This window comes from Nostoc sp. EspVER01 (genome assembly GCF_034530635.1).
Taxonomy (GTDB): Bacteria; Cyanobacteriota; Cyanobacteriia; order Cyanobacteriales; family Nostocaceae; genus Nostoc.
In genome coordinates this window covers 1-18295 of record NZ_JAVRCS010000029.1, presented here as the reverse complement: position 1 = coordinate 18295, position 18295 = coordinate 1, and the positions used below count along the sequence as shown (strand labels likewise).

Below are 18295 nucleotides of genomic sequence, written 5' to 3'. Positions count from 1 at the left end.
ATTCTCTAAATTTTGAGAAATTATTTTTGAAAGTCTCTTAGGGCTTGATGGGATTCATCCAAGCTTCTAATCGGCTAAATGCTTGGGAAGAAAGTAGTGTCAAACACAAATAAACCACTGCTACACCTGCGTAAATTTCAAAAGCGCGATAGTTATCAGCAACAATTAGCTGTCCTTTACGTAGTAATTCTTCAAACCCAATCACAGAAACTAAGCTAGTATCTTTCAACAAACTGATAAACTCATTCCCCAAAGGTGGAATCATTCGCCGGAAAGCTTGGGGAAAAATTACATAACTCATAGTTTGCACAGAACTTAAACCTAATGATTTTGCTGCTTCTGCTTGTCCTGGTTCAATTGATTGAATTCCAGCACGAACAACTTCGGCAATGTATGCAGCACTATTCAAACTCAAGGCAATTACCCCAGCAGTTAGACGATCAAAAGAAAATGTCAAACCAAGTTCTTGTAAAATTGCTGGGAAACCAAAGTAAATCATAAAAATTTGTACCAACAAAGGCGTTCCTCGAAAAAAATCTACATACGCCCTCGCCAAGCAACGCACAGGTGCAATATGAGAAAGGCGAACAATACCAATTAAGGAACCGCCAATTAAACCAAATACTACCGAAAGTATCGTCAATTGCAACGTGATCAATGCACCCTGCAATAGACTTGGAAAAGCCTGTAAAACCACGCTAATTGAAGTTAATATTTTAGGTGCGCCAGTGTTAGTTTGATTCTCAAATAGTGATTTAGCTGGTAGTGATGGTGGTTCAACTTTAAACCATTTCTGGTAAATTTGGGTATAAGTGCCATTTTTCAGCACCCTATCCAAGCCATCATTTATTAATGTCAAATTCGGCGAGTTTTTAGCTGTAGCAATTCCATAAAACTCCTCCGTCAGCAATTGTTGTACAACTTTAATTCCCTGAAGATTGCCTGTATTAATTGCATATAAAGTCACAGGTGCATCATTAATCACTGCATCCACATTACCGTTGAGTAATTCTTGCAGGGCTATGGGTGCAGAATCAAAACTGCGAATTTGTACCCCAGGAATACTCTTAGCCTTTGCAGCCCCAGTTGTGCCAATTTGTACAGCAACTTTTTTATTTTTGAGACTGTCAAAACCAGTAATATCTTGATTGTCTGCGCGAATTGCGATCGCTAACCCAGCCTTAAAATAAGGACGGGAAAAAGAAATCGTTTTCGCCCTCTCTTCAGTAATCGTAATCGAACTAATGGCCGCATCTACCGTTTTGGCTTGCAAAGCTGGGATAATGCCATCAAAAGGCAGACTTTGAAAATCAACTTTAAAGTTAGCAGAAGAAGCGATCGCATTCATCAAATCAATGGAAAACCCCTGCAACTCGCCACCTTTTCCTTGAAATTCAAAAGGTGGAAATGCCGGTTCTGTAGCAACCCGCAAAGTTTTCCCCGTGCTAGGGTTCACAGCACAGCCAACCAGTAACAAACAGATTAAACCTACAACCACACACCAACGCCTAAAACCAAATTTAACCATATTATTTTCTCTTCCCCTCTGCGCTCTCTGCGCCTCTGCGGTTCGTTAAAAACTTTACAATCAACTGTAGAGCAGCTTGATACAAGTAATGAACAATACCATCCCTGCGATTATTTTTGACAATATCGAAAAAAACTTTGGTTCCCTCAAAGTCCTCAAAGGAATCACCGGCGAAATCAATCGGGGAGAAGTCGTTGCAGTTATCGGTTCCTCCGGCTGCGGTAAAAGTACCCTACTACGCTGCTTTAATCGGTTAGAAACCATTGACAAAGGGCGTTTAATCATCAACGGAATTAACTTATCCCGACCCACTGTCAACTATAGCCAACTGCGGCAACTACGAACACAAGTAGGCATGGTTTTTCAACAGTTCAACTTGTTTCCCCATCTCAGCGTCTTAGAAAATATGACACTTGCACCGCGTAAAGTCTTAGGTAAAACACCGAAAGAAAGCGCCCAAATAGCGAGATTATATTTAGAAAAAGTTGGCTTATCTGACAAAGCCTCTGCTTATCCCGAACAACTTTCTGGCGGACAAAAGCAACGAGTAGCGATCGCTCGTAGTTTATGTATGAATCCCCAAATCATGCTATTTGACGAACCCACCAGCGCCCTAGATCCCGAACTCGTTGGCGAAGTTCTGCAAGTGATGCAACAATTAGCCACAGAAGGGATGACAATGGTGGTTGTCACCCATGAAATGCAGTTTGCCAAAGAAGTAGCCCATCAGGTGATATTTTTAGATAAAGGTATTGTGACAGAACAAGGCCCAGCCTATGAAGTGTTGACCAATCCCCAAAGCGATCGCCTACGTATTTTCCTAAGTCGCCTCAACGTTAGATAGTTAGGAGTTAGGAGTTAGGAGTTAGGAGTTAGGAGTTAGGAGTTAGGAGTTACAAATTAAAGGCTTCTTTTGAACTCATTACTCATTACTCATTACTCATTACTCAGCACTCTTTAAAGGTACTCGCGCAAAAAATCAAAGGGATCGTCTTCCCAACAAGGTTCAGGTATTAGCCAAAATAAACTACCGCTGATGTCGGCTTCAATTTCATCACCGTCGTCTCTATCAAATAGTTCTATCAAAGCTGTCCAATCACGTTCTCTGAGAGATGTTATCGATGGGGCATATACCTGGAGATTATTTGAGTAATTCACGCGCAAAGTTGTGCTTGACAGCCGTAAAAAGTTAGTATAAAAATTTAGAAATAATCAGATTATAGCTTTGAAAACCGCAGTTATACCAATTCCAAATTCAAAAAGTCTGATTTAATCTGGCTTCTCAGGTTTGTATCTATCACATTCTTTTTTCAAATGGGTATTAAATAGTTATTTTGATACTATTAAATATGGACTACTCTCATAAGTGTCTCACAATTTAAATAGGACTGCTATAGTATTTATTACATATTACAAGCTGAATTTACTCAGACCGGAAAAATCCTTGAGGCTGAGATTCTACTAATTCCACGCCAAAGACTTCCGCAAAAGATTCTGCTATGTAAAAACGGACTTCTTGGCAGGTGATACCTGGAATCCATTCGGCTAAACTGCCTACAGGTTTGTCAGAAATACCGCAGGGTACAATACGCTCAAAGCCTGTCATATCTGGACAAACATTTAATGCAAAGCCGTGCATAGTAATCCAACGGCTGACTTTAATACCAATTGCTGCAACTTTTCGCCCTTGCAACCAAACGCCAGTAAAAGCCGGAATTCTTTCTCCTTGCAACCCATAAACTGCCAATACACGAATTATTACTTCTTCGAGTTGCCGTAAGTACCAATGGAGGTCTTTACGATAACGTTGCAGATTTAAAATTGGATAGCCTACCAGTTGACCGGGACAATGGTAAGTAACCTCGCCGCCTCGTTCAACTCGATGTACATCATACTGACTGTTTACCCTGCGGGGAAGCAAGCTACGCGTAGCGTCTCCAAGAGTTGCCAAAGGGTCAATATCAAATTTGAGAAAGTCTAAGTTGCTTCCTTGTCCCAAAGTGTAGACAGGTGGATGTTCTAGCAAAATTAATATGTCATCGAGACTTGGGTCATGAATGCGCTCAGTCAGAAGCGATCGCTGCCATCCATGAGCTTCCAAGTAAGGCATTAACCCTTGATTATACAGCAAACAAATGTTTTTTTGTGGTTCGTTACTATGGATCATGCCAAAATTCAACCGTATAAAGAACGAAATATATTTCGAGTTACAGGATTAGAATCAACAATTGTCAAGCTTTGCAAAGGATTTTAAAGGAAAGTCAAGGGAACATGCATTAGAAAATACAAAGTGCTAGCTTGAATATATAACCTCAATAGGTTTTAGGAGGAATTCTCTGCAATAAGCATTATGCCAAGACAATAAGGGAAGAATGTACTGGCTGATGACTTTAATATCATTGTTTGCATTTCAAACAAAATCAAACTTCCACAAAGCATGTATTCTTGAGCAACAGCAAGCAAACCTCAATCGAACACAGAAGGAGCAACTATCAACAGTTCTGCAAGCATTCCTTTAAAGGAAAAGGTAGTCATAGGAGCTACAATTAGATTTCCTCAACTCTTGAGTGCTAATTGGATATACAATTAGACATCAGCGCAGATATGAGGAGGTAAATCAAGGGTATACTTGACTATTCCTCAGATGCAGCAAGCTGAGAGACAGCTTAACAGCAGTAGATACAATATAGTTCACAATTTGTTTTGGCGGGAGTAATAAACCTTACCGCAATTTCTTTTCATACAAAGCAAATTCACACATCCAAAATATTCAGCGGGAGAGTATTACATGAAGCTTGTCATCCACGGCAAAAATATTGAAATCACCGATGCGATTCGTGAGTATGTACATCAAAAGATTGAAAAAGCAGTTAGTCACTTTCAAAGCATTACAAATGAAGTGGATGTGCATCTTAGCGTCGCTCGGAATCCCCGAATTAATCCAAGACAAGCAGCTGAAGTAACTATTTATGCTAACGGTAGCGTTATTCGTGCCGAGGAAAGCAGCGAAAGTCTATATGCCAGCATTGACTTAGTTGCAGATAAAATTGCTCGTCAACTGCGGAAATATAAAGAACGGCGTCAAGACCAGAAAACTCATGCTCTACCAACAGAAGTAGTTGTTGCAGAGTCGATAGTAACAGATTTAATTGGCGATCGCACCGCCGAATTGCCCAACGAAGTCGTCCGCACTAAATATTTTTCCATGCCGCCGATGACTGTTGCAGAAGCCCTAGAACAACTGCAACTCGTAGGACACGACTTTTATATGTTCCATAATTCTGAAACTGGAGAGATTAATGTAATTTACGAACGTAACCACGGCGGTTATGGTGTCATCCATCCCCGCAATGGTAACGGAAATACTAACGGCAAAAATGGCAAGGCAAGCCATACTAATATAGTCATGCCAGAAAAGTCCCATTCTAGTAAATAGGCACTGGGAATAGGGAGATGAGGGGAGCAGCACTTCGGCTCCCTTCCCTACGGGACACTATGCGTAGCTTGCTTCCCCGGAGGGGTACGACTTCGGCGAGGAGAAGTTGCACCTGCATCTTCCACTGAGAAAGTATAAAGATGAAGGACGAAAAGGCTTACTTGAAGTCAAATATGCGCTAGGTAAAGTTCCGCTCATTAGTGGACTTATTTAGCGCAGTTTCATAAAGAATTAGTATTAGCGATTGCTAATCCTAATCCAGAACCACCAGTTTTACGAGAGCGTAGGCCCAGCCCGCCGTAGGCATCGCTATTTACTCAGTAAAAGCGATCGAAAATCCGAGTCAGTTCTTTATGTGGAATACCAATACCTGTATCTTGAACCTGAATTACAGCATAATTTTCACTATGGTCTTAGAGGGTGTTTATAAATAAAAAATAAAGAGCACCATAGTCATTCCCCAGGACAGGTATTTTAAAAGAGACAGTCATAATATTTGAATCAGGTAAAATGGCTCGAAAAGCTTATCCTACAGACGTTTCTGATGTCGAATGGGATTTGATAAAATCAATGATTCCAGCAGAACATCGGCCTTCATCTAATCATAGTCGCTCAACTGCTTAAGATTTATTTTATAAACACCCTCTAAGATTCTTGCCATTCTTAACTTCATTGCTGAAAGGTCTGGTCATTCTTATGCGGAAGAGTAAATATGCAAGATACGAATTAGACCAGTCGCCTTTTTACTGTTTGAAATCTAAGGCAAAACTTGCAAAGCTTTTGTATGTTAGTCAAATTAAGCTTAAATTGCTGACTAACACAGAGCATTTGTATGCAGAGTCGGACATATTCGATCCAGAGAGAGGAAAAAGCCGTCGTTTTGAAAAGCCAAGACAAGACCTCAAACGTGTCCAAACGCGGATTGAAGACCTTCTGAAGCGAATTAAGGTTCCAAACTACATACATGCTCCTGCAAAAGGGCGTTCCTACATCAGTAATGCTAAAGCTCATGTAAATTCCAGAGAAGTAAGGAGTCTTGACATTGAAAAATACTTTCCTTCTACACCAGCCAAGCGTATTGATTGGTTCTTCCGTAAACAGATGAAATGCTCTTCAGATGTCGTTGACATTTTAACCAAGCTCTCAACTTTCAAAGATCATCTGCCAACTGGAAGCCCATCGAGTCCTATACTTTCCTACTTTGCACATATAGATATGTGGGAAGCAATCAACGAAATTGTTGATTTGGCAAATTGCACTTTGACTGTCTACATAGATGATGTCACAATCTCAGGTGATCGTGTTCCAGGTGAGTTGATTGGGCAGGTCAAAAAGCAGTTTCATCGTTACGGATTACGTAGTAACAAGAAAAAGGAAAAGCATTATATTGGCAAAAAATCATACGAAATTACTGGAATTATTGCTACAAATGAAGGTGAGTTAAAAATTCCTAACCGACAGCATTTAAAGATGCATCGATGTCGTCAATTGCTTAAATTAGGTATTAGATATGAAAAAGGAAAAGATATCTTTAAAAGGTTAAAAGGTTTAAAAGCACAAATGCAACAAATCATAAAAGCAAATAACAGTAGTATAGAAATATGACTAAATATTTTTAATCAGAAGGAAATTGTTGCCATAAGCCACACTATTTAACTATTCACAAGCAATAAGGTTAAAAATGCTGAATAATATTGAAGGCATCTATCGTAATGGTCGAGTGGAACTCACCGAACAACCCACTGATATAGATGAAGGAACGCGAGTGATTGTGACTTTTGTGAGGTCGAATGAGATTGACCTAGCTTCTCAGGGAATTAACAAAGCGCAAGCTGAGATTTTGCGATCGCATTTAGCAACCTTTGCAGATGATTGGGATAGTCCAGAAATGAGTATCTATGACAACTATGACGCAGCCAAAACAAACCTTTAAGCGAGGTGATGTTGTTCTGGTACTATTTCCAAATTCTAACCTGACTACTGCCAAAACACGACCTGCTCTGATTGTGCAAGCAGATAATTTGCAGACAGGTTTGCCCCAAGTTATCGTTGCTATGATTACCAGCCAGATGTTTCGAGCAGGATATCCTAGCCGTGTAACTATACTGCTAAGTTCATCAGAAGGAAAACAATCCGGGCTTTTAGCAGATTCAGTAGTAATGGCTGATAACTTGGCAACAATTACACTTTCCGCAATTTATCAAGTAATTGGCTCACTACCAACAGCAAATATTGACCAAGCATTGAGAGATACACTTGGATTGTAGTGAGAACTAATGCAGCATAACATAAAACGCCCGTCTACTTTTTTGCCATCAATGTCTACAAGCATTTTCACTTGATATTGACCTGAAAACTTTATTACGAATTACAAATTACTTGTTGTACCAAGCTTTTCGCCACTGTTGCATTTGTTTAATCTCTATATCTTGGGCTTTGATAATTTCTTGGGCTAATTTCTTGATTTCAGGGCGTTTAGACTTGCTTAAGGCATCTTTTCCCATTGTTACAGCCCCTTCGTGGTGAGGAATCATCGCATTGATAAAGCGCAAATCAAATTCAGCATCGGCTGCACCTAAGTCTTGACTCATCATCATAGTTTGCATCTGGTCAGGCGACATCTCCATCATGTGACCCATTTGGCTGTTGTAAGCCATTGGTTTATCTCCCGCTTTGGGATACCAAGCTTGTCGCCACTGCTTCATCTGAGTGATTTCTTGGTTTTGTGATTTGATAATATTGTCTGCTAATTTTTTGATTTCAGGACGTTTTGATTTCTGCTGCGCAACATTCGCCATTTCCACAGCCCCTTGATGGTGCGGTATCATAGCGTCAATAAATCGTAAATCAAAATTAGCATCGGCTGGGCCTAAATCCATGCCCATACTGTGATTCATCATGCCACCACCGTGGTTCATCATCTGCTTGTCTTTAGCATTGGCGGCGGTTGCCTTTGCTGCTTCACTTTGGTTTTGGGAAGCAGTACCAGCACAGCCTGTAATTAACCCACCTGCTGAAGCGATCGCAGTAAAAGTTAGCGCTAAAAAGCCATTCCTTAAAAATAGCAGTTGCATAAATCTTACCTGATATGTTTCTAATTCTAATGATCTAATAATCTAATGAAATTTAGATGAAATTTAAAGTACCTCGATGGTTAGGGTATGCGATCGCCCGATGAGCAAGGCTTTCTGAGTAGCGAACAAAAAATGTTAAAGAATGATAAGTTCTGATTGGATTAAATAAAATTAATTCATACGTATCTATCTTAGGTTATAGTTTATCTAGCTTATAAAGATTGATAGTTGATGGTTTTGAACAGCATAATAACTACACTCATACTGGCCATGTTTTACAAAAAAATAAATATATATGCATAGACGAGCGCAATTATATTATTTCTTTTTAGGAGTATTAACGACTTCTAGCTGTTTGATCTTCAGTGTAGCAGCCCAAGTCCCATCTAATTCGCAGCAGTCCTCGATTCGGAGTGAAACTGAAACTGCTAGTTGGTTTGAAGCCCATCGCACACAGCCAGGCGCTTTACGAGCATTTGTACAGCGAATGCCGAAGGGAGGAGATATCCACAGTCATCTAAGCGGGGCTGTGTACGCAGAACACTATCTGGAGTGGGCTGCCACCGATGGGTATTGTGTGAATCCAAAAGCGGAGGCTTTAGTTGAACCTAAAGCTTGCGGTCAGGACAGTAGCTATTTTCCAGCCTCAGAATTGTTCAACCGAACATCTGTTTATGATTCCCTAATAAATCGTTGGTCTACTCGTAACCTCCAATTTACTGGAAAATCAGGACACGACCAATTTTTTGAGGCTTTTAGTGGTTTTGGGCCAATATCAGACTCTATGAGCCGTCGGGATGATATGGTCGCGTCAGTAGCAAATCGGGCAGCTTCGCAGCATATTACCTATCTAGAGTTAATGCTTACCGTTCAGGGCAGTGAGGTTCGACAGCTAGGGCGTGAAGTTGGTTGGAATAAAGATTTGCAAGAGATGCATAGTCAATTGCTCAAACGAGGATTAACCAAGCTAGTGACACTCGGCAACCAGCAATTTGCACAGTTGGAGCGCGAAGTCTCGAAAACGCTCGGTTGCGGCACTCCATCGGCACAGCCTGGATGTGCAGTGACGGTGCGCTATTTGCAGCAAACGACAAGAACAAAGTCGCCCGTTGAAGTGTTTGCTCAGTTAGCTTATGCCTTTGCACTAGATTCATCAGATTCGCGGGTAGTTGGCATCAATCTTGTTGCCCCAGAAGACAACCCGATTGCACTGCGCGACTACACCCTGCAAATGCAAATGCTGCAATTTTTGAAACGCCAATATCCCAATGTCAAGGTCGCGCTCCATGCCGGAGAGTTAACACTGGGGTTGGTTCCGACAGAGGATTTACGTTTTCATATTCGGCAAGCTGTAGAAGTGGCACAGGCATCTCGCATCGGACATGGCGTAGGTATTTTTTTTGAGGAGCGTCCCTTCGAGTTGATGGAGCAAATGCGGCGACGCGGCGTATTGGTCGAAATCTGCCTGACCAGTAATGAGGTCATTTTGAATGTTCAGGGAGATCAGCATCCTTTTAGGGAGTATTGGAAGGCTGGAGTACCAATGACCCTTGCTTCCGATGATGAAGGCATTTCCCGCATCGATTTGAGTCATGAGTATTTGTTAGCAGCAACGAGATATGGGCTGGGATATAAAGACCTCAAGCGACTGGCTCGCAATGGCTTAGAATATAGTTTCGCTCCGGGAAATAGTCTCTGGAAGTCGCCTGAGTTTAAGGCAATGGTTTCAGCTTGTGCAAGCGATACCCCTGGTGAAACCTCTGTTTCTCAAGGGTGCAGTGCCTTTTTGAACAAAAGCGATCGCGCGCGGATTCAATGGCAGCTAGAGTCGGAATTTGCTCGGTTTGAGTCATTGCAGAACTGGCTTTGATGGACTTTCACGAAAAATGTAGAGCAACAAATTAGTAGTGAAGTTTTTCATACCTGCAAGCTTTACTGCAAACAATACCTTTGCCAAAATTTTCTAGACTCTTATTTTGGCAAAGGTATTGTTCATGAGAAAGGCATTGTCATTTTCCAAGTAAGTGGGCTTTGATTATTGTGAAAAATTATACTTACAAAGTCAAGATTGTTTAGGAATAAACTTATGTATCATTATTCTCATTTTCACAATTTCCTCAAATTCTTTTGGTAAGTTTAAGGTAAAGCCAAAGCATGAATTGTTCTGGTTTTGCAGAACTTAAATAGCTGGGAGAAAAGTTATGGATACTGCTGTCAAATATGACATAGAAGTTATTAAAGAAGAAGCGCGCCAACTTATTCACAAAGGACTTGTAAGACGTAACCAGCCAATTTATGCTTTGTGTCAGTACATTCCTGGTCGAGATTGGATTTGTGTTGAGCTTGAGCTAGAAGAAAATGACTTTTTACTCAGAGATAAGATTATCGATCTATTGGGTCGTGAAGACTGGATTGAAGATTAAAACAAAAGTGTAAAGCTAAAAATGTAACAGTGTTGCTTGAGTAATAATTAAGTGAGAGCCAATTTCGGCGTTACAGAAAAGTGGGATGAATTGGGGCAAGCAGGGGAGAATTTTGGAAGTTGCTAAATCATTCCGCAAATATGCAACGCCAATTTTATTTAATGCTATTTCAACAGTGTCGCAACTAAATCTTCTGCGATCAGATGTTTAGGTGCTTGTGGTATTTTCGGGATGAGTATTGGTGCATTGCTAGCGATCGCATTCTTGCGGTTAGAATTCCTAAAGCTGCCGAAAAACTGCGCCGCTTGTTCTAAATAAAATTTGGCGAGAGTAATTTATTTAGAATTCAGAATTCAGAATTCTTATTTCAAAACAAAACATCCATAAAAGTTCTCTAATAACATTTAACATTCATTCTTCTGTAATTTGCATTCCAAAATGTAAATCTACCAACGGCGATAATGCCTAATGGTACAATAACAGAAGCATGAAAGCGTGAAGACGAAACTCCTCATTTCTCCTCAACAACTCACATCAATGCTAGGAGAAAAATCATCACAGACTGTCATTATCGATACGCGAAGTCAAGAAGATTATGCTATTTGTCATATTTCTCAAGCCATAAATATTAGAGATTTTTTCACCTATCTTTTAGAGAATTCGTCCCCAGCAGGATTAAAGGAATTGCAAGAGCATTTTGCAGAAATCATGAGCAGGGTAGGAATATCTGGTGCAGAACAGTTAATTGTTTATGAAGATGCTTTAAATAAAGGTTATGGTCAATCTTGTAGAGCAGCTTTCTTGCTGAAATATTTGGGCTGCACTCAGGTATCTATTTTACACGGAGGATATAGAGCATGGCTTAAGGCAGGATTACCTACTACCGATGAAGTACCGAAGCGTGAAAGCAGCATATTTAGATTGCATCCCAATGCTGACATAATGGTGACTACCACCGAGATGTTGCAAGCAATTGAGAATCCAGCAATTATTAAATTAGATGTGCGCGATCGCAACGAATGGCTTGGGTTGAGTTCTTCTCCTTACCATCCTGATTTTTGTCCCCGCAAAGGTAGAATCCCTAACTCTGTATGGTTAGAATGGCATCATCTGATGAATTCTGAATCGGAAATCCCTACGTTCCGATCGCCAGATGAAATCCGAGAAATTTGTCAGTCAGTGGGTATTACTTCCGAGTCCATTGTGTACATTTACTGCTTTAAAGGTTCAAGGGCTGCGAATACATTAATAGCCCTTGAAGAGGCGGGAATTTCTGCTAGAAATTATTTCGGCTCTTGGAATGAATGGTCTCGTGATTTTTCACTACCAATTGATAGTAGAGTCATACAATGAGCGTATAAAGCAATACACTTGGCTTAAGAATGTGAGTAGAATTATTGCGTCGCTACAGTGCAAATACACTTTAACTTAAGCGCGATCGCTAAACAGTAAGTATGTAGGCATAAATAAATTTATTGTTTGTAGTAAGGACTTTAGTTCTGATAATCCTTGCTCTGAGGGATAAATCGCTCACTACAAACTAGGAGTTTATTTTATATTTAATTATGTCTACCTACTTATTACCAAACTAGTATTATTTAATGCCCAAGTATCCATTTGAGCATACTGTTTTGCAAATAGGTAGCCATCTGCATCACTCAAAAAGCTCATAATAACTCATTGACAATACGTGACGGCTCTGAATTATTTACCCATTGATTCTGACTGCTAAATTCTGAATTATTCTTCAATCAAACATCAACATTTATCTGTTCTATCTGTCTAGCGGCTTTATCCCAAAGCTTTGCTGAAGTCTCATCTTGCCAATGAGTTCTCAGATGTTCCGCTTTTTTGTGACATATTCGCTCTAACATTTCTAATATTGCAGATAATGTCAATTTATTAATTAATGATTCTAAAATCTCCATATATTCTTTGTGCATGATATTTGCCTCCTTAACGTCATCTAATATATGCTGACAAAACCCACTTGTTCTTAACCTGTATATTAAGATTTATTGCGGAGTGGTACTAATATTCTGCCAGCTTCTATATGCAGTTTAACCTATTTTGAATACTCAATTTTGAGAATTTATTTTTAATAGATGAAAAAATTGTTTAATTCAAATATTTCCTCACAAGTTCCTCAAGTTTTTTATCTAAATTAAAAATAGGGTTGGATAACTAAAAAGTATGAATTGTAATGCGATGGCTTCTCTACGAGACGCTACGCGAACGCCCGCCGTAGGCATCGCAATTGGTTACGGTGATGCAAGTTTTAGCGTCCGAAAATTCCCATGTGCAAGTACAATCGCTCTTACCTAACTCTTCCAATGTTATCGCTGGACATACCGCGTCAAGCCCTGTAGGTCATTGACGGTACCAGGAGTGAACTTTGAATTGGGTGAAAATCTATCACCTCTTGCTGAACAAGGAATAGAGATAGCAATTGATCAAATAAACCACTTAATCAAAACTGCGAGGAAAGAATTATGCATGAAGTTGGCATGATGCAAAATATTCTTGATGCTGCTGTTAAACGAGCTAAAGACGAAGGCGCTCAACATATTCGTTTAGTACAAATGCGAGTGGGTGAGGCATCTGATGTAGTGCCAGATTCTTTGGAGGTTGCCTTTGATGTTGCCAAAAAAGGAACAATAGCGGAAGATGCCAAACTGCAAGTAGAGAATGTCCCTGTTGTTTGTTATTGCTCGAATTGCAACATGGAATTTCACCCGACTAGCGAACTGAATGAATGTCCAGAGTGTCACCAAGCTTATTGTGAAGTGCGTCAAGGCAACGAGTTTGAACTAGCTTTTCTAGAAGTGTCTTGATTCATCGCCTGAATCTTACCAAACTTTACTCATATTCAAAATAAACCCAGGCAACACCAACTCGCCATTCACACTAGTAGGATTATCTAAACATTCTTCTGGCAATCCAGGACGATAAATATAAACTTTACGCTGCTTACGGTCAATCAACCAGCCTAACTGTATTCCTGGCTCATTCATATATTCCTCCATTTTTTCTTTCAAAGTCTGGAGGTTGTCGCTAGGAGATTTTAGTTCAACTACAAAATCTGGACAAATGGGTGCAAACTTTTCCTGTTGTTTTGGAGACAGAGAATTCCACGGATTTAAAGTAATGAGTAAGGAGTAATGAGTAATGAGTGGATGAAAAATGGGTATTTACTTATTACTTATTACTTATTACTCCAGAATCACCGCGCCTTTAGGTCGGTGAAGATGTCAACTTCTCGGTTTCCTGTCTCTGAACCAGTAGGAGGCATAATTACCAATTCTCCAAATTTATTTCGCTCAATGCGTAAGTCACGATTCATTTGACAGAATTCAAAAAATTGTTCGTCTGTCATTTGCATTGATGACGGAATTTGCAAAACCAAAGGGGATGAGAACATAGGGATTTCCTCCAGGTTCGGATGTTAGCCCACTGACTATATTCTCACGCAAAAAAAACAAAGACGCCAAGATATAACTTTGCGTCTTTGTTTTTTATCAGAAATCATTCTCAGATTTACTTGTTAGGCTGAGGAGTCATCCGCAGATAAGGTTTGATTTCCTCGTAACCTTTGGGGAATTTCTGTTTGAGTACTTCTGGATCTTTCAGTGAGGGGACAATTACAACATCCTCTCCATCTTTCCAGTCAGCTGGTGTCGCCACGCTGTAATTATCAGTCAATTGCAGAGAATCAATCACCCGCAAAAGTTCATCAAAGTTGCGTCCCGTGCTGGGAGGATAGGTGAAAGAGAGACGGAGTTTCTTGTTGGGGTCTATTACAAAAACCGATCGCACTGTCACAGCCGCATTAGCATTAGGGTGAATCATGTCGTACAGATCGGCAACCTTGCGATCTGCATCTGCCAAAATTGGGTAGTTAAGGGTGGTGCTTTGAGTTTCTTCAATGTCTCCCACCCAGCCTTTGTGTGATTCTACGTCATCAACGCTGAGTGCGATCGCTTTGACATTGCGTTTGTCAAATTCTGGTTTGAGCTTGGCAACTGTGCCAAGTTCTGTTGTACAAACAGGTGTAAAATCAGCAGGGTGAGAGAACAGCACAACCCAGCTGTCACCTGCCCATTGGTAAAAATCGATGTCGCCGTGTGTTGAGGCTTGCGTAAAGTTGGGTACTGTGTCACCTAGACGGAGAGCCATGAGAGATTCCCTGTAGTTAGAAAGGCATATATATTCTAGTATGCCATCATGACATAAAACCCCTATTTCCCAATCGGACTTTAGCAGTTTGAAACAAAATTTTAGGTTGTCAGCGCTCTCGGATAAAGGACGAAAGAGAGGTAAAGCTATTGACTAAAGTACATATATATGCATTTAATTAATATGTTTTTCCTACAGGTTTTTCTTTACATAAAGAATTGCAAGTATCAGGGTGATATCTGACTACAAGCCATTGCACCTCTTGGCTTGTTGAGTTGCAACATTTCCACATTATTGCAGAATTACAGGAACCTTTATTGGCATAGATACAATATTTTGATAAGTTTGCAACCTGTTAAAATTTTAATTTTTGTAACGTAATAATTGCGAATAAAAACTACAAATATACTTATTATTTTTGAATTATGAATTACTTATGATGATAGTAATCTTTTTGGTGATTGGTGTTATCCTTAGCACAACTGCAAGTTTTGTTTTTAGAGTTCCCTGGTTGATGCCGATTTTAGGTGCTGCTGTCCCCTATCCAATTTTCTTTTCACAAGTACGTCGTCAACAATATAAAAGTGCTTTTTGGTGGATGTTACTGTGGGGAGTTTTGCAGAGTATTACTGTAATGATAGGAACAACAATCGCACCAGAAACAGCAGCAAAAGTTATCCTGCGTGGACAATCATACACTACAGAGATGTTGCACTGGATTCGCACGGGAGAAGGTATGGAAGGTTCACTCAATTTATTTTTACCAAACCATTTATTGCACTACGGGATTTTTTGTATTCTCTGCGTTGTCACCTTAAGTAGCATGGCATTGATATTCGGCACTTGGATGCTGAACTACATGAATTTTTATGTTGCAGAATTAGTAAAATTTAGTGCTAAACCCTGGCTAGCAGCTATTTTAGGGTGGTATCCTTGGTCACTTATGCGGATAATCGGGTTTATCGCCACTGGAGTAGCTTTAGCTGCATTGGGATTGAATTTAATAACTCGCATCAGAGGCGAAGTTCCAAAGTCTCCCTTTCCGAAAACTTATATGTTGATTGGAATTGGTTTTGTGATTGCGGATATCGTTGTCAAAGCGGTTCTAGCACCTATTTGGCAAAAACTGCTGTTATCTGCATTGGGTTAAACTTATTTGTTCGTCAGAATTTTTTGGTAGGCTTGGATTGTTTGCTTTGCGATCGCATCCCAGCTAAAATTTCCCAAGGCATATTTTTGGGCATTTAATCCTCGTCGTTGGCGTTCTGCGGGATTTTGCAAAGCCTCTTGCAGTAACTCTACCAATGCTTGCACATTTGTTGCACCTACCCAACCCGACTCGCTATCACGTATCTGTTGACAAATATGCACTTGGTCAGAAATGACTACAGGTACACCTGCAACCATCGCTTCAGCGACAGCAATCCCAAAATTTTCGTAGTAGGAAGGTAAGACAAATAAATCGGCCGCTTGTAGTAAACTAACTTTGAGTTCACCAGTGACAAAGCCCGTAATTGTAGTGTGCGATCGCAATGGTGAATTTTGAATTTGGGATATTATCTTTTGTTCGTAATCTGGATCTTGAGGATTTGTCCCAGCTAAGACAAAATGAAACTTATAACCAACCGCTAACAGCTTCTCTAGCGCCGGAATCAACAAATTCAACCCTTTTTTTGGGTCAATTCGTGACATAAACAGCACCATTGGTACATCTTTTGGTAGTTCTAACTGACTACATACATTTTTAATAGAAGATTGACGGGGAATCACACCCAAGGGAATCACCAAATCTGGTGTAGATACTCCAAATCGTTCTGATATTTTAGCTTCTTGGTCGCTGGTAAAATGAATTGCTGCGGCACTAGCTAAATTTTGACGTTCTATAATTGCAACATAAAGCTGTTTCAATTGCTTTTTCTTCTGTAAATCAGCCGGATCGAGAGTACCCAAAGGACGGAAAATATAAGGTAGCTTTTGCTGACGACAAACAAGAGCAGCAGCACTAATTATTGGCGAGAATAAAGCGTGAATGTGTGCTATGTCAAACTCGTGAGCATGACGTTTTAACCAGTTTAATAAATCGAGGGAAAATTTGTAGCGACGAAATGGGGCGCAACGAAAGTAAATGATTTCATAGCCATCTTGTTTAATTGGGCGATTTAAAGGGACATCCAGAGGTGTTTGACCATTATCACCATTACTATCAGTTGTGAGAATTGTAACTTCTACTCCTTCTTTTACTAACGCTGGAGCTAATCCAAGTACCATTTGACTCGGCCCACCGTAAATTAGAGAAATTGAGGGAACAATTTGTAATATTTTCATTTTTTATTTGCTCATGACCAACTCTTGATAAAACTCTAATTGCTGTTTAGCCAAAGCTTTATTTGTATATTGAATCATTGCTTTTTGATAACCCATTTCACCGAGAGTATGAGCAAAATCTGGTTTATCCATTAATTGAACTAAGCAATTAGCAAGAGCTTGAACATCACCTTCAGGAAAAACTAAGCCAGCATCACCAATTACATAGGGAATTTCACCAGAATCAGAACCAATCACAGGAACTTGGCAAGCCATCGCTTCAATTAGCACATGACCAAATTGCTCTTTCCAGCCAGCAGAAGTTAAGGTTTTAAACTTATAAGTTGTTTCTGAAGGTAATACTAAAGTATTCATTAAATTGATATAACTTGCAACCTCGTCATGGGGAACACTTTCTATCAAAATTAATCGTTCTTTAATATTGTTTTCTGCGGCCATTTTCATTAATTCACTTTGCAACTCTCCCCGTCCCAATAATAGTAATTTCCAAGGTCTATTTTTCAAAGTAGCTAAAGCTTGCAAAAGCGTTAGCAAACCCTTTTCTTGGACAAATCTCCCTACAAAACCTACTACAAAATCCTCTTTTTCAATGCCCAACTTAGCTGCTAACTCTGGTTGAGCTTTGGGAGTAAATAAACTTTCATCTACACCCAGTTGTGGCATTACTTTAATTGCACCTGTATATCCCCGTTGCCGTAAAACCTCTGCTCCATCCTGATTGCCAGAAATAATACCGTGGCTGTGGTTGAGGTTATATTTTTCTAATAAAGAAATTGGTGGTTTCAGTTCATAAGGAAGATTCCACCAGGTAAAAAATACATTTTTTGCCTTGAGTCCTAATAGCTGATTTAAGGCAATCATTTGAGTATAAGCCAAGGCTCTAGAACCTTGTTCAACTTGGATGATTTCGGGGCGAAATTGTTTGAACAAAGATATCAAATCAGCGCCAAATGTAAGAAGCCCCTGATGATTTTGACTAAAATTAGAAACTGGAACTATTCTAAATCTGCCTTCATCACGGTATTCAGTTTCAATAATTCTGTTTTGTACACCGCCTGGTTTCCAGCGCTTTGGGACTACAACTGTCACTTCAATGTCAGGTTCTAGTTGAGATAAAGCGCGTAATTTCTCACAGTTGAGGTCTACGATATAAGTGTGACTAGCAACTAAGATTTTCATTGTCATTTGTCATTTGTCATTTGTCATTTGTCCTTCACTAATTCCTAACTATTAACTCTTAACTCCTAACTCTTAACTCTTAACTCTTAACTAAACTTGTGGGAGCATCCAGTTTTGGAAGATTTATCATTTATGGGAAAATGTAAAGGGAAAT

General features: G+C 39.8%; 18 protein-coding genes and 3 pseudogenes. 10 read left to right on the top strand and 11 right to left on the bottom strand.

The genetic code is table 11. The features are described from left to right. Nucleotides 1–37: 37 nt before the first annotated feature. Nucleotides 38–1528 (bottom strand): ABC transporter permease subunit, encoded by a 1491-nt coding sequence (locus tag RMX69_RS21815; protein ID WP_322638687.1) that lies wholly within the window; start codon nt 1526–1528, stop codon nt 38–40. 88 nt (nt 1529–1616) lie between these two features. On the opposite strand from RMX69_RS21815, the gene RMX69_RS21810 reads away from it, so the two are divergent. Then, the gene (locus RMX69_RS21810) at nt 1617–2372 is read left to right on the top strand and encodes an amino acid ABC transporter ATP-binding protein (RefSeq protein WP_322638686.1); all 756 of its coding nucleotides are present in this window, start codon (nt 1617–1619) and stop codon (nt 2370–2372) included. 113 nt (nt 2373–2485) lie between these two features. On the opposite strand, the gene RMX69_RS21805 is transcribed toward RMX69_RS21810, so the two are convergent. Together RMX69_RS21805 and lipB are read right to left on the bottom strand one after the other, a co-directional pair. Beyond that, entirely contained in the window at nt 2486–2686 is a 201-nt protein-coding gene (locus RMX69_RS21805) for a hypothetical protein (protein WP_094348136.1), read from the bottom strand. Between the two features lie 265 nt (nt 2687–2951). Further along, nucleotides 2952–3695, bottom strand: a complete 744-nt coding sequence (gene lipB, locus RMX69_RS21800; RefSeq protein ID WP_322638685.1) for a lipoyl(octanoyl) transferase LipB — start codon at nt 3693–3695, stop codon at nt 2952–2954. Nucleotides 3696–4316: 621 nt separating this feature from the next. Between lipB and hpf the strand changes: the two genes are divergently transcribed. Further along, the gene (gene hpf, locus RMX69_RS21795; RefSeq protein ID WP_289797283.1) at nt 4317–4964 is read left to right on the top strand and encodes a ribosome hibernation-promoting factor, HPF/YfiA family; all 648 of its coding nucleotides are present in this window, start codon (nt 4317–4319) and stop codon (nt 4962–4964) included. 239 nt (nt 4965–5203) lie between these two features. Here hpf and RMX69_RS21790 read toward each other — a convergent pair. Further along, nucleotides 5204–5377 (bottom strand): annotated as a pseudogene (locus RMX69_RS21790) (ATP-binding protein); the annotation flags it as partial. A gap of 283 nt (nt 5378–5660) precedes the next feature. Between RMX69_RS21790 and RMX69_RS21785 the strand changes: the two are divergent. From RMX69_RS21785 to RMX69_RS21775, 3 genes are all read left to right on the top strand, one after another. Continuing rightward, a complete protein-coding gene (locus RMX69_RS21785; protein ID WP_322638684.1) occupies nt 5661–6569 on the top strand; it encodes a reverse transcriptase family protein in 909 nt (302 codons plus the stop codon). Between the two features lie 76 nt (nt 6570–6645). Further along, entirely contained in the window at nt 6646–6897 is a 252-nt protein-coding gene (locus RMX69_RS21780) for a hypothetical protein (protein ID WP_322638683.1), read from the top strand. Next, nucleotides 6872–7231 (top strand): type II toxin-antitoxin system PemK/MazF family toxin, encoded by a 360-nt coding sequence (locus RMX69_RS21775; RefSeq protein ID WP_322638682.1) that lies wholly within the window; start codon nt 6872–6874, stop codon nt 7229–7231. Before RMX69_RS21780 ends, RMX69_RS21775 begins: the two co-directional genes overlap by 26 nt. 108 nt (nt 7232–7339) lie before the next feature. On the opposite strand, the gene RMX69_RS21770 is transcribed toward RMX69_RS21775, so the two are convergent. Then, nucleotides 7340–8038: a DUF305 domain-containing protein gene (locus RMX69_RS21770; protein WP_289797274.1), complete on the bottom strand. Its 699-nt coding sequence runs from the start codon at nt 8036–8038 to the stop codon at nt 7340–7342. Nucleotides 8039–8333: 295 nt separating this feature from the next. Between RMX69_RS21770 and RMX69_RS21765 the strand changes: the two genes are divergently transcribed. The 3 genes from RMX69_RS21765 (at nt 8334) to RMX69_RS21755 (ending at nt 11814) form a co-directional block, all read left to right on the top strand. Next, the gene (locus RMX69_RS21765) at nt 8334–9908 is read left to right on the top strand and encodes an adenosine deaminase (protein ID WP_289797273.1); all 1575 of its coding nucleotides are present in this window, start codon (nt 8334–8336) and stop codon (nt 9906–9908) included. A 331-nt stretch (nt 9909–10239) separates the two neighbouring features. Beyond that, nucleotides 10240–10461, top strand: a complete 222-nt coding sequence (locus tag RMX69_RS21760; RefSeq protein ID WP_289797272.1) for a DUF4327 family protein — start codon at nt 10240–10242, stop codon at nt 10459–10461. 495 nt (nt 10462–10956) lie between these two features. Next, nucleotides 10957–11814 carry a sulfurtransferase gene (locus tag RMX69_RS21755; RefSeq protein ID WP_322638681.1) on the top strand — a complete coding sequence of 286 codons (858 nt, stop codon included), beginning with the start codon at nt 10957–10959 and terminating at the stop codon, nt 11812–11814. A 398-nt stretch (nt 11815–12212) separates the two neighbouring features. On the opposite strand, the gene RMX69_RS21750 is transcribed toward RMX69_RS21755, so the two are convergent. Next, nucleotides 12213–12404: a hypothetical protein gene (locus RMX69_RS21750; protein WP_289797270.1), complete on the bottom strand. Its 192-nt coding sequence runs from the start codon at nt 12402–12404 to the stop codon at nt 12213–12215. A 549-nt stretch (nt 12405–12953) separates the two neighbouring features. Between RMX69_RS21750 and hypA the strand changes: the two genes are divergently transcribed. Further along, a complete protein-coding gene (gene hypA, locus RMX69_RS21745; RefSeq protein WP_289797269.1) occupies nt 12954–13295 on the top strand; it encodes a hydrogenase maturation nickel metallochaperone HypA in 342 nt (113 codons plus the stop codon). Between the two features lie 15 nt (nt 13296–13310). Here the strand turns inward: hypA and RMX69_RS29480 are convergent. The 3 genes and pseudogenes from RMX69_RS29480 to RMX69_RS21735 all read right to left on the bottom strand — a co-directional run. Next, nucleotides 13311–13604: pseudogene (locus tag RMX69_RS29480) on the bottom strand (Uma2 family endonuclease); the annotation flags it as partial. Between the two features lie 112 nt (nt 13605–13716). After that, nucleotides 13717–13882, bottom strand: a pseudogene (locus RMX69_RS29475) (Uma2 family endonuclease); the annotation flags it as partial. A 116-nt stretch (nt 13883–13998) separates the two neighbouring features. Then, entirely contained in the window at nt 13999–14637 is a 639-nt protein-coding gene (locus RMX69_RS21735) for a peroxiredoxin (RefSeq protein ID WP_094348143.1), read from the bottom strand. Between the two features lie 436 nt (nt 14638–15073). Between RMX69_RS21735 and RMX69_RS21730 the strand changes: the two genes are divergently transcribed. After that, nucleotides 15074–15787 carry a hypothetical protein gene (locus tag RMX69_RS21730; protein ID WP_322638680.1) on the top strand — a complete coding sequence of 238 codons (714 nt, stop codon included), beginning with the start codon at nt 15074–15076 and terminating at the stop codon, nt 15785–15787. Between the two features lie 2 nt (nt 15788–15789). Here the strand turns inward: RMX69_RS21730 and hpsP are convergent, their stop codons facing one another. Then, entirely contained in the window at nt 15790–16962 is a 1173-nt protein-coding gene (hpsP, locus tag RMX69_RS21725; protein ID WP_322638679.1) for a hormogonium polysaccharide biosynthesis glycosyltransferase HpsP, read from the bottom strand. A gap of 3 nt (nt 16963–16965) precedes the next feature. Continuing rightward, nucleotides 16966–18141 (bottom strand): hormogonium polysaccharide biosynthesis glycosyltransferase HpsO, encoded by a 1176-nt coding sequence (hpsO, locus tag RMX69_RS21720; protein ID WP_322638713.1) that lies wholly within the window; start codon nt 18139–18141, stop codon nt 16966–16968. Between the last annotated feature and the right edge of the window lie 154 nt (nt 18142–18295).